General features: G+C 59.1%; 22 protein-coding genes. 7 read left to right on the forward strand and 15 right to left on the reverse strand.

The features are described 5' to 3' along the window. Positions 1 to 292: 292 nt before the first annotated feature. Entirely contained in the window at positions 293 to 1,228 is a 936-nt protein-coding gene (locus G1C94_RS04945) for an HhH-GPD family protein (protein WP_417852147.1), read from the reverse strand. 107 nt (positions 1,229 to 1,335) lie between these two features. Between G1C94_RS04945 and G1C94_RS04950 the strand changes: the two genes are divergently transcribed. After that, positions 1,336 to 1,935: a tRNA (cytidine(34)-2'-O)-methyltransferase gene (locus G1C94_RS04950; RefSeq protein ID WP_216656877.1), complete on the forward strand. Its 600-nt coding sequence runs from the start codon at positions 1,336 to 1,338 to the stop codon at positions 1,933 to 1,935. Positions 1,936 to 2,153: 218 nt separating this feature from the next. On the opposite strand, the gene G1C94_RS04955 is transcribed toward G1C94_RS04950, so the two are convergent. Then, positions 2,154 to 3,518 (reverse strand): PFL family protein, encoded by a 1,365-nt coding sequence (locus G1C94_RS04955; RefSeq protein WP_172145483.1) that lies wholly within the window; start codon positions 3,516 to 3,518, stop codon positions 2,154 to 2,156. Between the two features lie 130 nt (positions 3,519 to 3,648). After that, positions 3,649 to 3,921 carry an ACT domain-containing protein gene (locus tag G1C94_RS04960; protein ID WP_172145486.1) on the reverse strand — a complete coding sequence of 91 codons (273 nt, stop codon included), beginning with the start codon at positions 3,919 to 3,921 and terminating at the stop codon, positions 3,649 to 3,651. 148 nt (positions 3,922 to 4,069) lie between these two features. Between G1C94_RS04960 and G1C94_RS04965 the strand changes: the two genes are divergently transcribed. Beyond that, on the forward strand, positions 4,070 to 4,330 hold the full coding sequence (locus G1C94_RS04965; RefSeq protein ID WP_172145489.1) for a FitA-like ribbon-helix-helix domain-containing protein: 261 nt from the start codon (positions 4,070 to 4,072) through the stop codon (positions 4,328 to 4,330). Further along, entirely contained in the window at positions 4,327 to 4,767 is a 441-nt protein-coding gene (locus G1C94_RS04970; RefSeq protein WP_172145491.1) for a type II toxin-antitoxin system VapC family toxin, read from the forward strand. Before G1C94_RS04965 ends, G1C94_RS04970 begins: the two co-directional genes overlap by 4 nt. Here G1C94_RS04970 and G1C94_RS04975 read toward each other — a convergent pair. Both G1C94_RS04975 and G1C94_RS04980 read right to left on the reverse strand, forming a co-directional pair. Beyond that, positions 4,736 to 5,194 (reverse strand): type II toxin-antitoxin system VapC family toxin, encoded by a 459-nt coding sequence (locus tag G1C94_RS04975; RefSeq protein WP_172145494.1) that lies wholly within the window; start codon positions 5,192 to 5,194, stop codon positions 4,736 to 4,738. The two genes, G1C94_RS04970 and G1C94_RS04975, sit on opposite strands and share 32 nt — an antisense overlap. After that, complete coding sequence (locus tag G1C94_RS04980) at positions 5,191 to 5,493, reverse strand: type II toxin-antitoxin system RelB/DinJ family antitoxin (protein WP_253902321.1); 303 nt, start codon at positions 5,491 to 5,493, stop codon at positions 5,191 to 5,193. The genes G1C94_RS04975 and G1C94_RS04980 overlap by 4 nt, the downstream gene beginning before the upstream one ends. Before the next feature lie 141 nt (positions 5,494 to 5,634). On the opposite strand from G1C94_RS04980, the gene G1C94_RS04985 reads away from it, so the two are divergent. Continuing rightward, positions 5,635 to 6,585: a YhjD/YihY/BrkB family envelope integrity protein gene (locus tag G1C94_RS04985; protein WP_172145500.1), complete on the forward strand. Its 951-nt coding sequence runs from the start codon at positions 5,635 to 5,637 to the stop codon at positions 6,583 to 6,585. A 97-nt stretch (positions 6,586 to 6,682) separates the two neighbouring features. Here G1C94_RS04985 and G1C94_RS04990 read toward each other — a convergent pair whose 3' ends face one another. From G1C94_RS04990 to G1C94_RS05000, 3 genes are all read right to left on the reverse strand, one after another. Beyond that, entirely contained in the window at positions 6,683 to 6,847 is a 165-nt protein-coding gene (locus G1C94_RS04990; RefSeq protein ID WP_172145503.1) for a hypothetical protein, read from the reverse strand. Positions 6,848 to 7,113: 266 nt separating this feature from the next. Continuing rightward, the gene (locus G1C94_RS04995; RefSeq protein WP_172145506.1) at positions 7,114 to 8,442 is read right to left on the reverse strand and encodes an ATP-binding protein; all 1,329 of its coding nucleotides are present in this window, start codon (positions 8,440 to 8,442) and stop codon (positions 7,114 to 7,116) included. A gap of 459 nt (positions 8,443 to 8,901) precedes the next feature. After that, positions 8,902 to 10,143, reverse strand: a complete 1,242-nt coding sequence (locus G1C94_RS05000) for an ROK family protein (protein ID WP_172145509.1) — start codon at positions 10,141 to 10,143, stop codon at positions 8,902 to 8,904. A gap of 199 nt (positions 10,144 to 10,342) precedes the next feature. Here G1C94_RS05000 and alsE point away from each other — a divergent pair, with 199 nt between their 5' ends. From alsE to G1C94_RS05015, 3 genes are all read left to right on the forward strand, one after another. Continuing rightward, the gene (alsE, locus tag G1C94_RS05005; protein WP_172145512.1) at positions 10,343 to 11,041 is read left to right on the forward strand and encodes a D-allulose 6-phosphate 3-epimerase; all 699 of its coding nucleotides are present in this window, start codon (positions 10,343 to 10,345) and stop codon (positions 11,039 to 11,041) included. A gap of 177 nt (positions 11,042 to 11,218) precedes the next feature. Continuing rightward, positions 11,219 to 12,208, forward strand: coding sequence for an allose kinase (gene alsK, locus G1C94_RS05010; protein WP_172145515.1), 990 nt, complete (start codon positions 11,219 to 11,221; stop codon positions 12,206 to 12,208). Positions 12,209 to 12,348: 140 nt separating this feature from the next. Beyond that, entirely contained in the window at positions 12,349 to 13,554 is a 1,206-nt protein-coding gene (locus tag G1C94_RS05015) for an MFS transporter (protein WP_172145518.1), read from the forward strand. A gap of 108 nt (positions 13,555 to 13,662) precedes the next feature. Here the strand turns inward: G1C94_RS05015 and galK are convergent, their stop codons facing one another. The 7 genes from galK to G1C94_RS05050 form a co-directional block, all read right to left on the reverse strand. Further along, positions 13,663 to 14,919, reverse strand: a complete 1,257-nt coding sequence (gene galK, locus G1C94_RS05020) for a galactokinase (protein WP_172145521.1) — start codon at positions 14,917 to 14,919, stop codon at positions 13,663 to 13,665. Between the two features lie 16 nt (positions 14,920 to 14,935). Next, positions 14,936 to 16,186, reverse strand: coding sequence for a galactose-1-phosphate uridylyltransferase (galT, locus tag G1C94_RS05025; protein WP_172145524.1), 1,251 nt, complete (start codon positions 16,184 to 16,186; stop codon positions 14,936 to 14,938). Then, positions 16,179 to 16,997, reverse strand: coding sequence for a DeoR/GlpR family DNA-binding transcription regulator (locus G1C94_RS05030; protein WP_172145528.1), 819 nt, complete (start codon positions 16,995 to 16,997; stop codon positions 16,179 to 16,181). The genes galT and G1C94_RS05030 overlap by 8 nt, the downstream gene beginning before the upstream one ends. An 83-nt stretch (positions 16,998 to 17,080) precedes the next feature. Next, entirely contained in the window at positions 17,081 to 18,241 is a 1,161-nt protein-coding gene (locus G1C94_RS05035) for a quinone-dependent dihydroorotate dehydrogenase (RefSeq protein WP_172145635.1), read from the reverse strand. 56 nt (positions 18,242 to 18,297) lie between these two features. Next, positions 18,298 to 19,521, reverse strand: a complete 1,224-nt coding sequence (locus G1C94_RS05040; RefSeq protein ID WP_172145531.1) for an NADH:flavin oxidoreductase/NADH oxidase — start codon at positions 19,519 to 19,521, stop codon at positions 18,298 to 18,300. A 150-nt stretch (positions 19,522 to 19,671) separates the two neighbouring features. Continuing rightward, positions 19,672 to 21,837, reverse strand: coding sequence for a transglycosylase domain-containing protein (locus G1C94_RS05045; protein ID WP_172145550.1), 2,166 nt, complete (start codon positions 21,835 to 21,837; stop codon positions 19,672 to 19,674). Between the two features lie 45 nt (positions 21,838 to 21,882). Then, entirely contained in the window at positions 21,883 to 22,596 is a 714-nt protein-coding gene (locus tag G1C94_RS05050) for a Crp/Fnr family transcriptional regulator (protein ID WP_172145638.1), read from the reverse strand. Between the last annotated feature and the right edge of the window lie 135 nt (positions 22,597 to 22,731).

Here is a 22,731-nt window from a genome sequence, read left to right on the forward strand (position 1 = left end):
GATGTTGCCGTGTGAGACGTAAGACTTGGCCTACCGGCCCGGAGGGTGTCGAACACGGCAACATCCGCCGCCAAACACCGGAATCGCAAACACCACGCAAACCTGACGGAACAGCGAAACGCACTGAGAACGAAATGGCAATACGCACACTGAGGACGGAAAAACGGGCACTGCGACTCAAGCACGCAGGAAACGACTTGCTACGTTGGCGAATGGTGCGGAGAACACAGGGATGGATAGTAGATCCATCTTCAAAACGACCAACTCACCCTATCAGGAAGACTGAAACTCTTTATTGCGGCAAGCGCAGTGAGCCGTTGGGCAGGATTTCGATCAGGCCGTCGTCGTCAAGTGAGGCGACGCAAGAGGTGAGCTGGGCGCGGTCTTCCCAAAGCCCTTCGACGCGCTCGCGGCTCAGCGTTTCCCCGGCGGGCAGCTCGCGCAACGCGCCCAACACCAGCCCGCGCACCTGACGGTCGGTGCCCTGGAAACGCTGACGCGGCCTGGTGCGCCGCTGACCCAACCCAGGGCAACCGGCTCGGAAAAACGCGCACCACTCCGCCAACGGGCATTGCCCGCACAATGGCGATTTCGCCGTGCATACTAGCGCGCCCAACTCCATTATTGACTGATTCCACGTTACCGAAGGCGCAACCCCGCCCTTCGCCCGCGAAACCCGGCGGCTCGGCAAGTCCTCGGGCAAGAGCCGCCATGCCATCTCGCGCTCCAGCGGGCTGGCCGAGCCACCCAGCGACTCCTGGCCACAGAATACGCGCGACAGCACCCGCCGAATATTCGTGTCGAGCACGGCGACACGCCGCCCGTAGGCGAAGCTTAACACCGCGCTGGCGGTATAGTCACCCACGCCTGGCAACGCAACCAACTCGTCATACGTGCGCGGCAACTCGTCGTCATAGCGATTGGTTACCACCTGCGCACATTCTTGCAAGCGCAGCGCGCGTCGCGGATAGCCCAGCCGCCCCCACGCGGTGATCACCTCGGCTTTGGGCGCGCCGGCGAGCGCACGCGCGTCAGGCCACTTAGCCATCCACGCCGTCCAGTATGGCACCACGCGGCTCATCTGCGTCTGCTGGCTCATCACTTCGGAGACTAGAATGCCCCACGGCGTGGCGCGCCCGAAACGCCACGGCAAATCGCGCGCGTTCGCCTCCCACCACGCGGCGAGCGCCAAAGCCACGCCGTCATCCGCTTCACTGTCGTTCATCATTCTTATTCTTAGCAGCTGTGACGAACGATGTGACCAACCCTGAAGCACACAGCGAAGCAAACCCTGAGACGAACCCTGAGACGAACCCTGAAGCGCAAGTCGAGAAGATGTTCGAATATGGCTACCGCAAGTCGAACTACGGGCCGGACGAGCTGGTGACGGATGCGCACGGCAATCCGATTTCGGTGGTGGATGCCATGCTTTCCGCCGAAGAGGCGGCCAAGGCCGAGACTTCCACGCCGCATCTGTGCTATTACTCGCCGCGCATCCCCGGCAACACGGGTTCGGCGATTCGCCTGTGCGCGGTGACGGGCACGATTCTGCATTTGGTGGAGCCGCTGGGGTTCAATCTGCGCGACACCAAGCTGCGCCGCGCCGGGCTTGATTATCACGATATGGCGCATGTGGTGTTGCATCCGAACTTCGAGAATCTGGTGGAATCGATGCCGGATTCGCGCATCATCGCGTTCACCGCGCACGCGACGAAGCTCTATACGGAAGTGGAATACCGCCCCACCGACATTCTGCTGTTCGGCCCCGAGCCGGGCAATATTCCCGATCCGATGGACATTATGGCCGGCCCGCACGTGGCCGAGCAGGTGCGCCTGCCCATGCGCCCGAGCTTGCGTTCGCTGAACCTCACCAACTGCGCCTCCATCGCCATCTACGAAGCCTGGCGCCAGTTGCAGTTCCAAGGCGGGAAATAACCCAGCCGAGCCACCGAGCTCGCCATCAGTGACGAACGGAGCGTAGGGAGAGGGGCTAATCTCGCCAAGTTTCACTCTATCTCGCTTATCTGTGGCAGGTCGATATGGTAAACCCCGGTTATGGGCCTTGGAATTCCAAGACTCATAACCGGGGTTTTGCCTGAAGGCTGCCACAGATAAGCGAGATAGGCCCGATTAGGCCGACAAATCCGCCTTAATCAGTTCTTGAACGAGTGGATTGGGGCGGGGATGCGGCCGCCGCGGGTGACGAACGCCTCGCAGCTGGTTTGGTTCACCGGGATGATCGGCGCGTAGCCCATCAGGCCGCCGAAATTGGCCATATCGCCCACGCCCTTGCCTTCGACGGGGATGATGCGCACGGCGGTGGTCTTCTGGTTGACCATGCCGATGGCCGCCTCGTCGGCGATGATGCCGGAGATCGTGGCCGCACTGGTCTCGCCCGGAATGGCGATCATGTCGAGGCCCACCGAGCACACGCAGGTCATGGCTTCGAGCTTTTCGATGGTCAGGCACCCGTTGGAGGCGGCGTCAATCATGTTCTTGTCTTCGGACACCGGGATGAACGCGCCCGAAAGCCCGCCCACATACGAGGACGCCATGATGCCGCCCTTCTTGACCTGATCGTTGAGCATTGCGAGCGCGGCAGTGGTGCCGGGCGCGCCGACCTGCTCAAGGCCGATCTTCTCCAGCACTTCTCCCACCGAATCGCCGACCGCCGGCGTGGGGGCCAGCGACAGATCGATGATGCCGAACGGCACGCCCAGGCGGCGCGAGGCCTCCTGCGCCACCAGTTGGCCGACGCGCGTGATCTTGAACGCGGTGCGCTTGATGGTCTCGCACAGGAACTCGAAATCCTTGCCCTTGGCCTCGTCCAGCGCACGCGAGACCACGCCCGGCCCGGACACGCCGACGTTGATCACCGCGTCGCCTTCCGTCACGCCGTGGAAGCCGCCGGCCATGAAGGGATTGTCGTCCGGGGCGTTGCAGAAGGCCACGAACTTCACGCAGCCATAGGAATCGTTGTCGGCGGTGGCGTGGGCGATGTCTTTGATGATGTGGCCCAGCAGCTCCACCGAGTTCATGTCGATGCCGGTTTTGGTGGAGCCGACGTTCACCGACGAGCACACGATGTCGGTTTCGGCGAGCGCCTTCGGCAGGGAGCGAATCAGCATCTCCTCGGCCGGCGTCATGGCCTTGGAGACCAGCGCCGAATAGCCGCCAATCAGATCGACGCCGACCTCTTTGGCCGCGCGGTCGAGCGAGTGGGCGATCTTGACGAAATCATCGGGGCTCTTGCAGGAGCTGGCGCCCACCAGCGAAATCGGCGTGACGGTGATGCGCTTGTTGACGATCGGAATGCCATAATCGCGCTCGATGGCCTCGCCTGTGGCGACCAGGTCCCTGGCGGTCGAGACGATCTTGTTGTAAACGTTCTCGCACACCTCGTCAACGCCGCCGGCCGCGCAATCCAGCAGGCTGATGCCCATGGTAATGGTGCGCACGTCGAGCTTTTCCTGCTCGATCATCTGGTTGGTCTCGTGGACCTCCATGATATTCAGCATGGTTATTCCTTACGTATTCCTTACGGTTACAAAAGGGCTTTGAGGCCTATTGATTCGTGATTAAAAGTCTTCGACCACCACTTTGGGCGGTGTTGTCGAACGATTGTCGAACGATTGTCGAACGTTTGCGTCACACGCGGTGCATCTTGGTGAAGATTTCCTCGCGCTGGCAGCGAATGCGCACGCCGATCTCCTCGCCGAGCTTGTCAAGGTCGGCGACGATGGTGTCGAAACCCTCGTCGGAGGCGGAATAATCGACGATCATCATCATGTTGAAGAAGCCGTCGATGATGGTCTGCGAAATGTCGAGCACGTTGACATGGTGCGCGGAAAGGTAGGTGCACACGCGCGCAATGATGCCGACGGTGTCCTGTCCGACGACGGTGATGATGGCCTTGTTCATGAAGCTCCCCTGTTGGTTCGACGTGGGTAGGCACACCCCTTCGGGGCACCGCCACCAAGTATAGGAACAGCACACGCCAAGACGTTTGCCGTCAGAGCAAAGTGATGGCAAAATGATATCACTGTTGTTCCCCTTAAGGAGGTGGGCCATGGCTTCGATTACGATTCGCCGGCTGGATGATGCTGCGCTTGTCCATCTCAAGGAAGCGGCCAAGGCGCACAATCGTTCAACCGAAGCTGAAGCAAGGTCGATTCTTGAGGAATATACGGCCGAGTTCGTCGCTCATAAGGCGGTCAGCACCGGCGACTTTTTCGAGCAGATACGCAAAGAGCTTGAAGGCGGGCTGAAAGACGACGAGCTGGATATCGCCCCGCGGCAAGACGGACCACGCCCGGCGGTTCTTTCATGACGACACCGCGCTATCTTCTGGACACCAACGTTCTGTCCGAAGCGCTCAAAGAGCACGTGAACCCAAATGTCAACAGCTTTCTGCATGGCCTGAGCCTCAGCAAGACATATATCAGCACCATTTCCGTAACCGAACTGCTGCACGGCGTCGAACGGTTGCCATCCAGCCACCGTCGACATCAGTTGGAACAAGTGGTTGAGCGGTTGCTCGAACAGTACGAGCGGCAAACGCTTTGCTTTGATTTGCCCGCCAGCTTGCAATGCGCGGTGATGCTTGCGATTCGGGATGCCAAGGGACGACCCACCAGTTTTCAGGATGCGCAAATCGCCGCCATCGCGAAAGTGAACGGCTGCACCGTCGCCACTCGAAACATCAAGGATTTCGAGGGTACCGGCGTCGCTCTAGTTAACCCGTGGGACGGCACTTGGCAGCAATGACGCCAGCTCCCCGCAGCAGCTTCAGGCACTCCAGAGCGTTCATATGGGCGACGGATGAATGCGCGAACGCCGCGGCATCGCGTGTGACGATCACATCCGCCTGGTTATCCTCGGCGACGACGCGAATCAACCCGTCTTCAAAATCCGGCTCGTCGGATTGATACGACTGACGCGCGTGCCGCACCAGCAAAGGGCGGATCTCAAACAGATCCAGCAATCTGCCGATGTCCTGACGCGCTTGGCTCTCCGTCCCATAATGGCGGCGCAATGCATAATAGGCATCGTTCAACGACGAGAGGGCCACCATAAGTTCGATATCGGATCTGCCCAAGCACACCGACAGCAAATCGATGCATTCGCCATGAAACGGAACCCGCCTGTTATTGCAAAAATCAAGCACGATATTGGTGTCCAACAGCAGCTTCATCGCATATCCCCCGCTCTGCGCGCACGTTCCTGCTCAATCAACTCTTCATCGGACAATCCGCCTTCCACTTCAGGCAGCTCACGATTGGCGAAATATTCCAGAATCTGCAGTTTGCGTTTCATCTCGTGGCGTGCGAGCAGTTCCAACATCGTTCGCTCAAACTCGGGCAGCTCGCCAGTATCGGCGATATAGTCCGTCAGATCCCTGATGAGATCGGAATATGTTCGCCCGTTACGCTTGAGCACATCTTCGGCTTCGCGCTTACGATCCGCGTCCACTCTCGCCGTCACCATAGCCATTGTCACCGCAATCACCACCTTGTAATACAAGTATTACATACTGTATCGAAAATAAACCAGACCAGCAACGCGACGAGCGGATTTGCCGCGCGTTTCGGCAGACAGGGCCGCGAGCAACCGGAAACTATTTAGAATAGGGACATGGGCAAGAGGACCGAGCGGGCGCAGGCGTGGGTTGATCGGGGTGTCGCGCGGTGGAACGCATCGTTTTTCGGACGGATGATCAATCGGTTCGCTTCGCACAGCGGCGGCACGCTGGCCAACGGCATGGCATACAATCTGCTGTTCGCGTTCTTCTCCGGCATGTGGACGGTGTTCAGCGTCATCGCCCTGCTGTTCACCAACGACAACGCCCTGCTGGATTGGCTGGCGACCGAGCTCAAGCGCGTGGTTCCGAGCCTGGACATCGACCCCAGCACGATCGGCGGCATTTCGTTGACGATGACTTGGACGGGCCTGATCACGTTCTGCCTGTTCCTGTGGAAGGTGCTGTGTTGTCTGGATGCGTGGCGCAGCGCGGCCTGGCTGATGATGGACAAGCCGAAACCGTTCTTCGACCCGTTCCAGATACGTCTGCTCGACACGCTGGCATTCCTCGGTTTGGCGTTGCTGTTCATCGTCTCCAGCATCGCCGGCGCGGTTTCGGGCGGTGCCGTGCGCCGCATGACCGCCCTGTTGCGCAAAATCAACATCTTGCAAGGCAACAACCCGCTTTTGACCGATTCCGTCCTGATCGACTGCTCCGGTTTCATAATTGGCCTTATGCTGAACATTGCCCTGATGGCGCTGATGTTCCTGTTCGTGGCGCGCATCGACTGCGACAAGCGGATTGTCGCCTTCACTTGCGCAGTCGCCGGACTGACGATATCCATTCTGCAGTTGTTGGGAAGCCGTCTGCTGGGCGGCGCGACTTTCAATCCGCTATTGGCACCGTTCGCGGCGATTATCGGCGTGCTGATCTGGTTCAGTTTCATCGCCCAAATCATGATGTATTGCACCGCTTTCCTCGCCGAAATGCAAGCGAGCCAAGCGGCTAAAAGCCGGATCAAAAAGACCGACCAGCGCAAAAACAAGATCAGCTCCCCGCAATGAGCACAATGAGCACAATGAGGGAGCCGATATGTTAGCTATCGTGTGAGTCGATTCACCACGCCCGCCGATTACTCGGACTTGGCATGCGAGTCTTCCTTCAGGAAGGGAATGCGCCGATATACAGGCCGAGCATCACCTTGTGCGGATGCGCGAAACGCTGGGACTGTTCGTGACTTTGCGATTGGTTTGTTGCCAAGGTTTTGGACAACGTCTTTTCCTCTCTCAAACGACGGTATGGCGCCGCAAGCTTGTTCAAACTCATTTGAACTTGTTCAATCTTGTTCAAGCTCATTTGAACTTGTTCAAACTCATTTGAACTGTTGTTGCGGCATAGAAAAACCGCACGGCCGAGCCGATTTAAATCGGCTAAGCCATGCGGTTATTCAAAACAGCCGTCACGCTATCACGATTGGCGACTCTTCGTAAGCCACCCGGGCGTGTCGGCAATTCCCAGTCATCAACTTTCCAATCAGGGGCATGCCGCACATAAGCCACTTATTCACTGTCCGCAAGCACCAACCGCAAGCGTCACACCAGCCGCGGACGCTGCAACACACTTGCCATATATACGGGCAGATACAGCACTTTGCCGTCACGTTCCACATTGGTCTGCGCCAGGACATACGCATTGTCAATCGCATACCCCGGCGTATCCAACGCCTTGTTCAAAGCCGCATGGGAACGAAATCTTCTGCCGGACTTGATTTCCAAGGCAAGGACTCCGCCTGATTCGTCTTCGATAAGAAAATCCAACTTGCCCGTCTTTTTACTGGTGAAATAATATGGGACGAACCCGTGTGCCGTCAACTCCTGGGCAATCACGTTCTCGTAGACACCGCCATAATTCATGCGCCCTTCAACACCAAGACCACCGAGTATGCCGAGGGTGGCCTGCTTGTCGTACGTGCTGGTCAACAGCCCGACGTCCGAATAGAACAGTTTGAGCAGCTTGCGCTCTTTGGACGCAAGTAACGGACTTTTCGGCTCCTCAACGTTGTAGACGGGCAATGCGACGTTGGCCTGGGACAGCCAAAGGAATTCATCTTCGATCTGGCTGTACCGTTTCACTTGGGAAATATCGCCGACCTTGAACCTGCGGGTGGAATTGTTCAGCTCGCTTGGAATCAGCCGATAGATTTCTTGGATGACCAGCCTGCGGCTCTTCGGCGCGTATTGGGTGATGTCCCGATTGTAAAAGCGTCTGATATCGGACTGGATTCGACGCACATTGTCGATGGTTCCGTCTCGGACGAACGCGCCAACCGCATCCGGCATACCGCCCGTCAGCAAATACCTGTGGAACAGCCCCAGCATGCGTTCGTTGAGATAGTCGGGAACCGGCTGTTCCTTCCGCAACGACTCACGCACCATGTCGAAGGCCTCTTCCGTAAGCCCCATGCTCCAACAGAATTCCTCAAAATCCATCGGAAACATAAGGAGCTCCGACATATACCCAACCGGATACGAGCGCACATTCTCCAATTCCACCCCAAGCAGGGAACCGGAAAGGATGTAGTCGTATTCGCCCTTGTCCACCAGCGCCTTGATAAGCGTGACGATATTGGGACATTGCTGGACCTCATCGATGAATATCAGCGTCTCCCCCGGAACAAAGGCTTCGGATGCGGCGACGGAAATACGAAGCAGAAGGTCCTCAGGATCACGCGCGGCCGCGAACGACTCACGCGTCGCATCGTCCGTCGCAAGATTGAATTCAATGAAACGGCTATATTCCGCACGCCCGAATTCACGGACGAGATATGTTTTGCCGACCTGACGGGCACCGGTGACAAGAAGCGCCTGTCTGGTCTTGCCTGACTTCCAAGCAAGCAGTTCGTCATATGCCTTTCGTTTCAATGATTCCACCTTCTATCTAACAAAAATCACGATTCTATCTTATACTGTTATGACACAAAGTCATATTCTAGAAATGCTGTTTTCAGCATAAAGTCGAATTCTAAAAATGCTATTTTCGACACAAAGTCAGATTCTAAAACACCTATTTAAAGCACAAAGTCGCATTTTGCAATGCCATTGCCAGCGTACGATTAGATTTTCGCAACATGCGAATGCAAAACCCCGACGACTCAAATAGAAGAGCGTCGGGGTCGAATGGCTATTGGGGTCGAATGGCTATTGCCGCAAATTAAATAAACGCGCTAAGCCCGCCTAGCCACAATATGTCTCATGGGCTGTCAATAAACCGCACGGCCGAGCCAATTTGAATCGGCTAAGCCATGCGGTTATTCAAAACAGCCGTCACGCTATCACGATTGGCGACTCTTCATAAGCCACCCAGGCGTGTCGGCTACGTTTTCAATTGCCGTACAGTCGTTCCGGCGACAGCGTCTCCTGCGTGGCGAGCACAATGCCACCGGCCAGACCGGCAAGGCGCCCGAGCGGGCTGCGTCCGATGCTCAGGTTTCGCGTGGTCAGCGGACGCGCTGTCTTATATACGGTGGTGCGGATGGCGGTGAGCAGCTCGTCGCTCGCCTCCGCAATGAGCCCGCCGACGATGATGTGCCGTGGATTGAGGATGTTGCACAGCGTCGCCACCATGATGCCGATCGCTTCGCCCGCTTCACGTACCGCCTGTTCGGCACCGAGATTGCCGTCGTGAAGCCGTTCGATGAGCTGTTCAACGCTGCCTGGTTCGTCGGCAGTCGGTGAAAGCACCTGCATGCGGCGCAACATGGCAGGTACGGATGCAATCGTCTCCAGACAGCCGGTCTGGCCACAGGCGCAGCGCTTGCGATTGCGCGGATCGTACGACGTGTGCCCGATTTCACCTGCCGCACCGTCGAATCCATGGAAGACGCGTCCGTCCTTGATGATGATGCCCCCTCCGATGCCGGTACCGATCTTCACTTCAATGATCGGCCTCTCGTCTTCGGGCAGTATGGCCGCATTGCCCAGCGCGCGAATGTTGGTGTCGTTTTCCACACTGACGGGACATCCGAGCGCGTCCTGCATGTGCTGTACCGCGTCGAATGCATCCCAGCCGGGCATGATGGGCGGTCGGATCGGCGTATCCTCACAAATGTCGATGCGCGCCGGCAGCGACAACGCGGCATGCCGCAACGGAAGGTCGGCGTTCGCTTCCGACGCCATGCGCCACAACTGTTCACTCACCCAGACCAGAAAGTCCTCCGGAGTGTAGTCAGTTATCGAAATCACATGCCACTCGTGCGCAAGCAGCTGCATATTCATGTCGGCGATGCCGAGCATGGTGTGCCGAGCACCCACGTCGGCCACCGCAATCAGACCAAGCTGATTGGCGATCATCAGTCGTTCCGCTGGCCGTCCACGGTCCACCGCGATCACACCGGAAGCCGCCAGCGTCCCCCTGCGCAGCAGCCCGTCCACACATGACGACACCGTCGAACGCGCCAAACCGGTCTCACGCACCAGCTCAGCCTTGCTGTTCGCCTTGCCGGAGGCGACCAGCATCGCAACTTCGCTCGGCAACTCGCTGCCGGTAACGGCCAACGTCCACGGCCGGTCCGGCAAGGTGAAGCGCCACTGTTTTTTCGTAGGCGACATTGCAGACTGCTTCATCGCAATCCTTTCAAGAATTGTTGGAATTTCAATGCTTTAGATATACGACAGATTAATGTCAAATTACGACATAAATCTGTCGTTGAACCACATTAATCGAAATCATATCGTAAGAATCACCTTAAGGAAAACGGCGAAAGCACAGTAGCTTCCCCGCGTTGGTACCGACGAAGACAGCCATCATAAGAAAGGACCCGATATGGAAACCCCAAAGTTTGCGGTCTCGCTGATGTGCATGGACTTCTCCATCGCCGGCGAGCAGGTGAGCACGCTGAGCCAGCATGCCGATTCCCTTCATCTCGATATCATGGACGGCCATTTCGCGCCGAACCTCTCCCTGAGCCCGGAATGGCTCAAGTGGGTGCTGCCGCACAGCTCCATACGCAACGAAGCACATCTGATGACCACCGACCCCGACTATTGGCTGGAACCGCTCGCCCAGGTCGGCGTAAACGTAATCTCACCTCATGTCGAAACACTCAACACGCACGCCTTCCGCACCATGAACTCGATTCGCGCACTTGGTTGCGGTACCGGCCTTGTGGTGAACCCGCTGACCCCGTTCGATTCGATTCTGCCGCTGATCGAACGCGTCGATCTGCTCACGCTGATGACCATCGACGTCGGCTTCGCCGGTCAGCCGTTCATAGATGAGATGCTCGCCAAAATCGAGCAGGCGGCCAAATACAAGTCCGATCACGGCTTGGACTATGAAATCCAAATCGACGGTTCATGCAGCGAAAAGACGTTCGCCAAGCTTCGCAACGCCGGTGCGGAAACCTTCATTCTGGGCAATTCCGGCTTGTTCTCGCTTGACCGTGATCTCGACAAAGCTTGGGCCAAGATGCGCGCCAATTACGAGCGCACCACCGGCGAGACGCTGCCAGCCGAAGACTGATCCGGCTCGTTAGGTCCGTCCCGACAACCCTTCTCATCATCACTTGGTGCAGAGCCGTTCCCTCTCTTTCATACCTTTCCTCCGACTTCGGAACGGTCCTGCACCACCCTCAATCAGAGCAATATCGCAGCACAATCACACGAATTCCAACAATCTTTCTCTCGCAATGGAGCAATCATGAGCAACGACGCAACCCTCACAACCGCAATCGCCAACAACGAGCCGATTGTCGCCACCGCCGACAGCCCGGTCAATTCCGCCACGCTGAAAACCCCGGTCGTACTCGGCATTGACATCGGCGGCACCAACCTGCGTGTCGGCCTGGTCGACGCCCTCGGCGCACTCGTCGACTCCCGTCGCGTCAGCTCGCAGGAGGCTCTGAGCGGCGACGATCCGATGGCCAAGCTCGCAGACTATCTCGAAGGCTATCTTGGTGAGATGCTCGACGGCAAATACGAGCTGAAGGCGATCTCCATCGGCTTCCCATCCGTCGTGGATGCCACGCGCACCGTGGTGCTGCAGACCACGTTCATCCCGGGACTGAACAACGTGAACGTGCCGGAACGCCTGAGCCGCTTCGGCGTACCGGTGTTCATCGACCGCGACGTGAACATGATCATCCGCTACGATGCGAAACGTCTGAATCTGCAGAATCTCGAAGGTGTGACCTTCGGCTGCTACGTCGGCACCGGCATCGGCTGCGCGCTGGCGGTGGACGGCAAGATCCTGATCGGGATGCACGGCGTGGCCGGCGAACTCGGCCACATCTACGAGGCGACCGGCAGAACCTGCGGATGCGGATTGGACGGCTGCTCCGAAACGGCCGCCTCCGGCAATGCGCTAGTACGCGAGCTTGAAGCGCATCATCCGGGCGCCTCCATCGACGATGCGTTCAGTAAGTATGGCGACGAACCGTTCATCGACGACTGGCTGGAACATCTCGCTTGGACCTTCTCGACCGTCATCAACCTGCTCGACCCGGCGAAAATCATCATCGGCGGCGGCGTGACGCAGATGAAGGACTTTCCCAAACAGCGCCTTGAGGAAAAGATCAAGCGCATGTCCCGCAAGCCGTACCCGGCCGAGGGGTTGCCAATCGTCTACACCATCCCCGGCAAGTACGACGGCGTGATTGGCGCGGCCCTATGCGCGCTTGAGCAGATCTGACGAACTCCCCTTCATCATTATCATTCTTCCGGACGGAACCCGTTTCATCCTTTCTTACGGGTTTCGTCCGGGCATAATAATCGCAAGACGACTACCAACCGACCGAACAAAAACAGAAAACCCTGTTGTAAGGACGCAACATGACCAACGCAATCCCTTCCACGACCGGCACTTCCGCCACCCGCAGCGGCTACGGTCCACTGATGAAATTCTCCCTACTCTCCATCTCGCTGCTGCTCACCTCGTCGAACGCAATCTCCGGCGTGATGCCGGCGCTCATCAAACAATTCTCCGACCAGCCGCGCGCCAACGTCGAACTGTTGAGCACCGTGCCCTCGTTCTCTATGATCATCATGATCATCGCCTCCGGATTCATCGCCCGTAAGATCGGAGACAAGGCCACTGTGACCGCAGGCCTTGTCATCGCGGCCTTCTTCGGCATCATTCCGTTCTTCTTCACCGGCAATTTCTGGGTGATCATGGGTTCACGCATTGGCCTTGGCGTCGGATTCGGTCTGATTAACTCGCTGGCCGTCTCCATGATCGCCAAATTCTTCTCCGGCGACGAAAAGGCCACATTGATGGGTTTTCGCTCCGCATTTGAATCGCTCGGCCAGTCGCTGATGACGTTGGCCGCGGGATTCTTGGTGTTGCTGAGTTGGAACAGCTCGTTCCTTGTCTACTTGCTAGCCGTACCGATTCTGATTCTGTTCGTCATCTTCGTGCCAAAGGAGCCGAACGCCCCGGTGACCGTTGCCGCGGATTACGCCGATTCCGATGCCGCCAAGCAGTCCGTGAACGGCCCGATTCTGCTGATCACCGTCTTCCTAATCGCCGCCGTGACCATGTACATCGGCCTGACCACCCGCCTGTCGTCGGTAATCGCCAACTCCGGTTTCGGAACCATCCAGCAGGCCTCCACCCTGCTGAGCGTCATGACCATCGGTGGCATGCTTATGGGCTTCGCCTTCGGCTTTATCAATAAGACTCTGAAGGCACAAACCCTGACCGTTGGCCTCGTGGCGCTTGCCGCAGGCTCGCTGGTGATCTACTTCGCACCGAATTTCATAGTGCTGTGCATAGGCGCGCTGATTGCGGGGGTTTCCTACCCGACTATGATTTCATACACGTTCAATCAGATTTCCGAAGTCTGCCCGAAGGGTTCGGATACGCTGTGCACGTCGGTAGTGCTGGTAGGTTGCAATCTCGGCGCTTTCACCGCTCCGTATACGCTGAAGCTGGTCGGCGGCTCTGCTTTGAGTCAACCGTATCTGGTGTATGGCATCGTACTGCTGGTCATCGCCGCCGCCTATGCCGCCTATCATCTGATTCGCAAGCAAGCCTGACAATTATCAGCCACAGCTATTCAAATCAGCCAGCTAATCGAAAAATCCTGTGGGCGTGATTATTCGAATCACGCCCACAGGATTTTGTGTTTTCGGCTATTGCAAACTTCAGATCTCGCGACTGGCGGCAGGGGCGGCGAATGCCGGCAGGGCGCGGGGGGCGTTGAAGCCGCGGGCGGCGAACTCGTCGGCGATTTTCTGGGCGATCTCATGGCCCTGGCCCTTGTCGACCAGCGCGATGATGGAGCCGCCGAAGCCGCCGCCGGTCATGCGCGCGCCGTATGCGCCATTGGCGCGGGCCACATCCACCGCTGTGTCGAGTTCGGGCACGGTGACTTCGTAATCGTCGCGCAGGGAATCGTGGGAGGCGTTGAACAGCTCGCCGGCCGTCTTGATGTCGCCTTGCGCGAACGCGTCGACAAACCGATCAACGCGGCCGATTTCGGTGATGACGTGGCGCACGCGCTTCTTCATCGTCTCGTCGTCCAGCTTGGCGAGCACGTCGGCGAGCGCGGCATCGGCGATGGAACCGTCAGCGGCGGCCACGCCCTCGGCAACCGCGCGCAGGTTATCCGCACCCAGAACACGCGCGGCCTCTTCGCAGGTGGCGCGGCGCTGCGCGTACTGGCCGTCGTTGAGCTGATGGGGAGCCTGGGTGTCCAGCACCAGCAGTTCCAAGCCGTACTTGTCCAAATCGAACTCTTTCGGGGAAACGCTTTCGAGAGGCGTCAACCCCGGCTTGCAGTCAAGGCGGATGGCATGCCCCAGCGAGCAACGCATGGAGGCGTTCTGATCCAGCCCGCCGGTGGAAGCTCCGGCCATGTCGTTCTCGGACTTGATGGCGGCCTCAATCAGCGTGACGCGGCCGGCGTCGGTGGAACCGTAGCCCAAGCCGAACACCTCATCCAAGGCGAGCGCGGTGGAGCAAGTCATGGCGGCCGACGAGCTCAGCCCGCTTCCCAGCGGCACGCACGACGAGAACGCCGCATCGAAACCACGAACCGCGTCAAAACCGGCTTCGCGCAACGCCCACGCCACACCCACCGGGTAGGCGGCCCAGCCTTGCACCGCCCCGGCCTGCAACTCGCGCAAGTCGGCTTCAGCCACCTCGCCCGGGTTCACGTCGGAAACCACACGCACCGTCGTGTCCTCGCGCGGCTTCAACGCGATGAATGTGCGATGCGGCAGCGCGATGGGCAGGCACAGGCCGGCGTTGTAATCGGTGTGCTCGCCGATCAGGTTCACGCGCCCGGGAGCCGCCCATACGCCCTCGGGTTTGCAGCCGTATGCTTTGATGAACAGTTCGGCGGCGGCGCTTACGCCGATATCGTGCGACATCGGCTCGATGAATTCAACAGCAGTCATTGGGGGGTCCTTGCAATCAGTCGGCGATATCGATGGGGCCGAGCTCATGGAAGCGCTTGGCGATGAGTTCGGGCGTGGTGTCGGAAATCCAAGCGGCCATGCCGGATTCGGAGCCGGCCAGATACTTGATCTTGTTGGCGGCGCGCCTGAACGAGAAGAACTGCAGATTCAGACGGTAGTTTTCGCGGCGCGGGTCGCGGATCGGCGCCTGATGCCAAGCCGCGATATACGGCAAGTCCATGCCCTTGCCGTCGCCCTTGTCGAAGAAGGCGTTGCCGCGCTTGAGCAGTGTGGAATACATCACCGCCAAATCCCAGCGCTCGTCATCGTTCAGCTCGTCCAGCGTGAGCACGTCGCGCACCGGGGCCACATGCACTTCCAAAGGCCAGCGGGCGGCGGCGGGCACGTAGGCCACCCACGAATGGTTGCGCATCACCACGCGCTCGCCCGCTTCGATTTCGGCGTTCATGATGTCCTTGAGCAGGTTGCCGCCGGTCTTGCTGTGATAGGCCTCGGTGTGCTTGAGCTCGGTTTCCATCTTCGGGGCCACGAACGGATAGCAGTAGACCTGGCCGTGCGGGTGCGCCAGCGACACGCCGATTTCGGCGCCATGGTTCTCGAAGGGGAAGATCTGCTCGATGCCTTCCATCTTGGAGATTTCCGCGGTGCGGAACGCCCACGCCTCGACCACCGTGCGCAGACGGGAGACGGGCAGGTCGGCCGGCAGACCGTTCTCGTCCGGGTCGAAGCAGATGACTTCGCAACGGCCCGCGGCCATCTTCTTCTCCCACAGCGGGTTGCCGTCCACATATTCCACCGCCTCGCTTCGGCCGGGCACGCGCACCATCGAGGGGAAGCGGTTCTCGAAAACGACCACGTTGTAATCGGTGTCGGGCACCTCGCCGTCCTGATACGGGCTGCCCGGCTTGCGCGCGGCCAGCGGGTTGCCCGTGGCCGTGGCACCGGGGCCGGCTGTGATCGGGCGGTTCATGCGCGCGGTGGCCATCGGAATCCAGTCGCCGGTGAGCGGGTCGCGGCGCATTTCGGGCGCGGCGTAAGGCACTTCCTCGCCCGCGGCGTTCAGCTGGTTGGCGAAACGATAGGCGAGCTGGCGGGGGTCGGTGAGTTCGCGGGTCTTGGCTCCGGACACATAGTCGGGGTCGTCATCGAGATAGAAAAAATCACGTCCGTCCGCAAGGGTGGTCGGCGTGATGCGAATATGTTCCTTCGCATATTCTCCGGGCGTATAGGCCGCGAAATCAGTCATGGTATTCCTTTCCATCGTCTTGGCTGAAGTCGATTTGTTGTGCAAGCACGAGCTCGTCCACCAGTTCCCTGGTCTTGGCGGCGGTGTCGGCGTCGAGGCCGTCGTCGGTGATCACCGTGTTCACCTGGTCGAAGCGCGCGAACAGCGACAGCGACGTGCAGCTCCACTTGGTGTGATCCGTGAGGATGATGGTGCGATCGGCGATGTCCATCATTGCGATATCGGTGGCGGCCTCCAGCGAGTTGGGCATCAGGAAGCCGCGCGGGATGGACACGGAATGCGTGCCGAGGAACACGGTGTTGACGCGCAGGGAGGCGATCACCTTGTCTGCGATGGGGCCGACCAGGGAGTTGGAGCGGGTGGTCACGCCGCCGGTGACGATGACTTCGACGTCCTTGGATTCGAGCGCCTGCACCAGCTCGGCCACGGGAATCGAATTGGTGAGAATGGTGATGCCGCTGGCCTGCTGGCTTTCCAGCAGATGCTGCGCGAACACATACGCCGTGGTGCCGCCGCCGATGGCGATCACGTCGCCGGGTGCCACGTATTTGACGGCTTCCTGGGCGATGGCGTCCTTCAAACCAATGTCCATCTGCGATTTGACGGAGAACAGCGGCTCGCTCAGCAGCGTGCTGGTGGTGACGGCACCGCCGTGCACGCGCTTCAACAACCCTTTGTCCGCCAGTTCGGCGATATCCCGACGAATGGTCATCGCGGAAACGCCCAGTTCCTTGCTCAGGGCCGTAATACGCACGGCACCTCTGGTGCGCAACCGACTGAGGATCAGATGCTGACGCTGTGACGAAATCATGCGAACATTATCGCACACAACAGAGCATAATTCAAAACAGCTTGTGCGCTTTGTGTCGTATTATGTGCTATTCGGCTATCTGGCTATTCGACATCCACCCCAACAGCGTCAGACACATGCGCGAAGCCGTCGCGCCGCAGCAACTCAGCCAGCCCGCGCTTGAGCACGGTAATCTGCTGGGGGCCGCGATACATCAGCAAGGAAATAAACATCACCAAATCAGCACCCGCGCGAATCCGCGAATATGCCTGTTCGGCAGTGAACACGCCGCCAATGCCGGCAATGGCGAAACGGCTGCCATACGCGCGGCGCACCTGAGCCACCAGCGCCTCGGAAGCGCGGGTGCAAGGCCCGCCGGACAAGCCGCCCTCCCAGTCGCGCGGAATGTCAAGACCGTTGCGGTCCTTCTGCAGGTTCGCCAGCGACACGCCCTGCACGTTATGGGCGGCCAGCACATCAAGCAGTTCGCGCATCTCGCCCCACGGCTTGTTCAGCGGCATCTTGACCAGCGTGGGCTGCGGGCGCTCGACTTTGTCAAGCTCGGTGAACAGCTTGTCAAGATTCTCAGGGCTGGCGGTGAACGGCTCGCCCGCGGTGGTGTTCGGGCAGGAGATGTTCACCTCCACCATGGCGGTGCGGCCCGCGGCGCGGCGCATCGAGATGCAGTAATCCTCGATGCCTTCGTCCAGATCGCCCACCTTATCGTCGTTGGTGCGGGCGATGGAGACGGACATCTGCATCTCTCGCGCGCTGCGCCAAGCCTGCTCGGCGCGGTCGATCACCTTGTCGGAACCCATATTGGCCAAGCCCACATGCACCATCATCGAATCGTATTCGGGCAGGCGGTGGAACCACGGCTTGGGATTGCCCTGGCATGGGCGCGAAGTGGTGGAGCCCACGGTTTCAAAGCCGAAACCGGCGTTGTCCAGCAGCACCGGCATGTCGCAGTTCTTATCGAGGCCCGCCGACAAGCCGAACGGGTTGGCGAACTGCACGCCCATCACCTCGGTTTCGAGAATCGGGTCGCTGTAGTTGAGCATCGTGCGGCAGGCCCACATCAGCGGCGGCACTTTCTTGGTCACTTCGCAAAACTTAAGCATGCTCTCGTGCGCCTCGTCCGGCGGCAGATTGAACACAAAGTTCGGCTGGATGATGTGCTTATAGCCGAAAGTGAACAGATCAGTGGTGGCCTTATTGACGGCGTCATGCCAGAAATTCTCGGAAACATAAGTTTTATCGGCCATGTCCGCCGCGTTCGTCATGTCTGTCATGTTCATCCTTTCAGTTCGCGCCGCTCGCTTCAGAATGCACCGCGCACGTACTGCGGCGGGTAGCCGGCATCCTGAACGGGCACACCGAGTTTGTGGGCCGCGCGCAGCGGCCAGTACGGGTCACGCAAGGCCGCGCGACCGATTTCGATGGCGTCGGCCCGCCCTTTGGCGAGAATCTTCTGCGCCTGCTTTGGCTTGGTGATCAACCCCACCGCCGTCACCGGCATATTGGCGCGCGCACGCACTTCGGCGGCGAACGGCACCTGATAATTCGGTTTGACGGGCACCGTGACACCGGAGACCATGCCTCCGGTGGACACGTCCATCAAATCTACACCATGTTCCTTGAGCATTCGAGAGAGCACCACCGTCTGCTCCAAGTCCCAGCCGCCGGCCGCCCAGTCCGTAGCGGAAATACGCACCAATAGCGGCATGTCCTGAGGAATGACGGCGCGAACCGCGTCCACGACCTCGACGAGGAAACGAGTGCGCCCCTCGAAACTGCCACCGTATTCGTCCTGACGCACATTGCTCAGCGGGTCGAGGAACTGCGAGACGAGATAGCCGTGCGCACCATGAATCTCAATCGCCTGGAAACCGGCATCGACGGCACGGCGCGCGGCGGCCGCGAACGCCTCGACAATGCCGTGAATCTCATCCACGCCCAACTCACGCGGCATCGCATAACGCCCATAGGCGACCTCGCTGGGCGCCACGGTGGGCCAACCGCCGTGGTCAAGCGGCACACTGCCGCGCACATACCCGGCCCCGAACGAGCCGGTCGAGCCTTTACGCCCCGCGTGATTGAGCTGAACGGCCATGACGGTGCCCGTGGCCTTGACCGCGTCGACGATCCAGCGCCAGGAGTCAATCTGGCCGTCTTCCCACAAGCCCACATCGTGCGGCGAGATGCGCCCTTCGGGGCACACGGCGGTCGCTTCGGCGATGATCATGCCGAAGCCGCCCATCGCGCGCGACACATAATGCTGATAGTGGAACGGCGTGGGGCGGCCGTCGCCGGCGAACACCGAGAACATGTCCATCGGTGGCAACCAGATGCGGTTGCGCACCGTCAGCCCGCGCAGCTGCATCGGGTCGAAGAGTTTCGCCGGTTCGTGACGCTCGACGCCCCGACCGCCTGCATCGGATATGGAAGCCTCGTCGTGCTTGGGCGCATTCGGCCCCGCGCCGTCCCTGTCGGACGGTTTTGCGGCACCGAACCCGCGGAAATCGAAATCAAGCTTCTCTGCCATGGCTCCTCACTATCATCACGAATCATTACGACGGCAATCCGTCTTTTATTCTATCCCGATATCAACTTGGGCCGCCCTCACAAGACGACCCAAGCACACGCGGCATGCGACTTAAGTTAGTTGGTAATTAGTCGGTGCCGTTATCCGTTATTAATTTGTGTTGCTCGTTGTGGTTTTCGAAGTGGTGCTGCTGGTGGTCAGGTATTTGTTGTCGGGATTGCCGTAATCGTTGTTGATGGGAATCTGCGCGGTATCCAGATAGTTCTGCATGAAGTTCTTCCACGCCGACATCGCGATATAGGAACCGGTCCAGGAGGAGTAATACACGCCATTGATTCGCTTGTTGTCGAACGACACCGGCGTTTCGGCATTGCCCACGGCCACAAAGGTGGACACCTGAGGCACGAACCCGGCCGTCAGCATGTAGGTGTCTTCGTTCGTTCCCGTCTTGGCGAAGGTCTTGCGCCCGTTGGCGAGCTGCGCGCCTGACGCAATGCCGCGCGTCACGCCTTGGTTGAGCGCATACGCAGTGGTCTGGGCAATGGCCGGATCGATGGCCTGATGGCAATTCGCCGAAGGCACCTTGTATTCGTTGCCTGACTGGTCGGTCATCTTGGTGATGGCGATCGGGGTGCATTCCACGCCGTTGGCGGCGATGGTGGCGTACACATTCGCCATGGTCAGCGGCGACGCCTGCGCGGATCCGATGACCATCGAGGGCTGGAAGGACGTCTCGTCGTAAACGTCTTCCTTGCCTTGGATCGAGTTGTGATAGCCCATGTCCTTCGCGGCATCGGCAATGGCGCACAAGCCGATCTGCGAAGCCATCGAGGCCTGAACCGTGTTGTGCGACTGCACCAGGCCCTGCAACGGCGTCTCGTTCACCACGTTGCCGCCGCCCGCGTTCTGCAACGACCAAGTTCCGCCGAACTCGTAACCGTTGCAGTTGAATTTCGATTGGCTGATGCTGGTGCTATTGCGCAACGTCTGGTTGATTGACTTGCCCTTCTGCATCCAGGCGACCATATTGATCGGCTTCCATGTCGAGGCGGGCTGGAAGCCCCAACCGCCGCCATCGACCTGATCGACGGCGTAATTCACGGCCGTTCTGGTCGAATCGCTCTTCGCCAAATCCGTCGCGTCATACGTGCGGTTCAGGCCGAAACCGAGCACTTCGCCTGTGCCGGGCCTGATGGAGGCGATGGCGACTTCGAAGCCCGTCTCGTCGTCGGGCGGAATGGTGGCGCGCGCCGTCTCCATGGCAATGCGATTGGCGTTCACATCCATCGTGGTCACGATGGTCAGACCGCCCTCTTTGAGCAGTCTGTTGCGTTCCTCTTCGGTTTCGCCGAATTCCTTGTTGTTGAGAATCTGATGCGTGACGTAATCGCAGAAGAACGCGGCGTCCCCGGCCACCTGACAGCCGGAATCGACGTTCTGGATATTGAGCGTATCCTTCAGCGGGGTATTGACCGCCTCATCATGTTCTTCTTGGCTGATGTACTCCTCCTGAAGCATCAGATCAAGCACGATGTTGCGCTGATTCTCCGATTCCTCAAGGTTGCCCTCGTCTGAAGGATCGTATTTCGCCGGGTTCTTCGTGATGGCGGCGATGGTGGCCGCCTGCACGATGCTCAGATCCTTGGCCGACGTGTTGAAGTAACGCTTCGCGGCGCTTTCCACGCCGTACAGATTATAGTTGCCGAACTGCGCGATGTTCAGATATCCCTGCAATATCTCGGCTTTGGAATATTGCTTCTCCATCTGCACGGCGATCAGCATCTCGCGCACCTTACGCGCGATGGTCTGTTCGGAGGCATGGTATTGCGCGATGGGATCGTCGTCGTCACGCGCCTGCATGGAAAGCACGTTCTTGACGTACTGCTGGGTGAGGGATGAACCGCCCTGCATATCACCCTTCTTGACGAAAGTTTGGAAGAAAGCGCGCATCACGCCCTGCACATCCACGCCGTTGTGCTGGAAGAAACGCCGATCCTCACGAGCCACCACAGCCCACTGCATCGGCTTGGAAATCTGCTTCAGAGGCACCACCGTGCGGTTGTCCGCATAAAATTCCGCGATTTTCGTGGTGCCGTCGGAGGCATACATCACGGATTTCTGCGGCAGGGACGTCACATCGAAATTAACACCCTCGACCTTGAGCGAGGGCACCACCGCCTTCGCCACCGAATTTACCCCGAATACCAGGGGGGATAGCATTGCGGTCAGCGCCACCCCACCACATACGCACAGCATGACATAGGTAAGCAATAGTGAAAACACACGTCGGAGCGTCAGGGTGTTCTTTTTCGGCATGTCATACATACTATAAGGGTGGCTGTACCACGCGCATAGCGAAAATTATCTGCGCGAGCGGCGAATCAGCATGCCCGGCTGATAGATGATGATCGAACGACCCTCGCGCGCAATCCATCCGCGGTTCGCGAAATCCATCAACGCCTTGTTCACCGTTTCGCGGCTGGAGCCCACCAGTTGCGCCAGTTCCTCCTGCGTCAGGTCGTGCGGAACCTTCAGCCCCTCCTCCACCGGCTCGCCGAAGCGGGACGCGAGGTTGAGCAGCGTCTTGGCCAAACGCGCCGGAACGTCCATGAACACCAAGTCGGAGATCCGCTCGTTGTTGTCGCGCATGCGGCCAGCCAGAACCTGGAGCATATCGACGGCCACGAGGGGATGCTGTCCGAGCCATTGGAACAGCACCTCGCGCTCAAGCCACACCACACGCGTGTCATTGCACATCGCCAGCGCGGACGCCGTGCGCGGGCCGCCGTTCGGGTCGAAGACGGGAATCTCGCCGAGCATCTCCCCGGGGGCATAGATGGACAGCAATTGCACGCGATGATCGGCGGCCTGCCTGATGAGTTTGACACGTCCGGCCTGCAGGAAATACACGCGATGGTCGGTGCCTCCTTGGCTGAAGATCGCGTCGCCTTTGTCGTATACGCCTTGGTTGAGGTGTTCGATCAGCTCCTCGGCCCGGTCGGGAGAAACCTGCTTGAATAGTGCGGTGTGCAACAGAATGTTTTCCTGCTGTGGCATTGCATTCGGACTTTGCATCACCTTGTACCAACTTTCCGCCGAACTCTTTTCGGCTATCATGCGGTTCGTCATTGACCGTGCGTCATATTTTAGCTCACCATCTCGTCGAGGCCATCATGCACCCCCGTGAGCGATTCGTGAGCTACATCACTT

The organism is Bifidobacterium panos (assembly GCF_012932445.1).
GTDB classification, from domain to species: Bacteria; Actinomycetota; Actinomycetes; order Actinomycetales; family Bifidobacteriaceae; genus Bifidobacterium; species Bifidobacterium panos.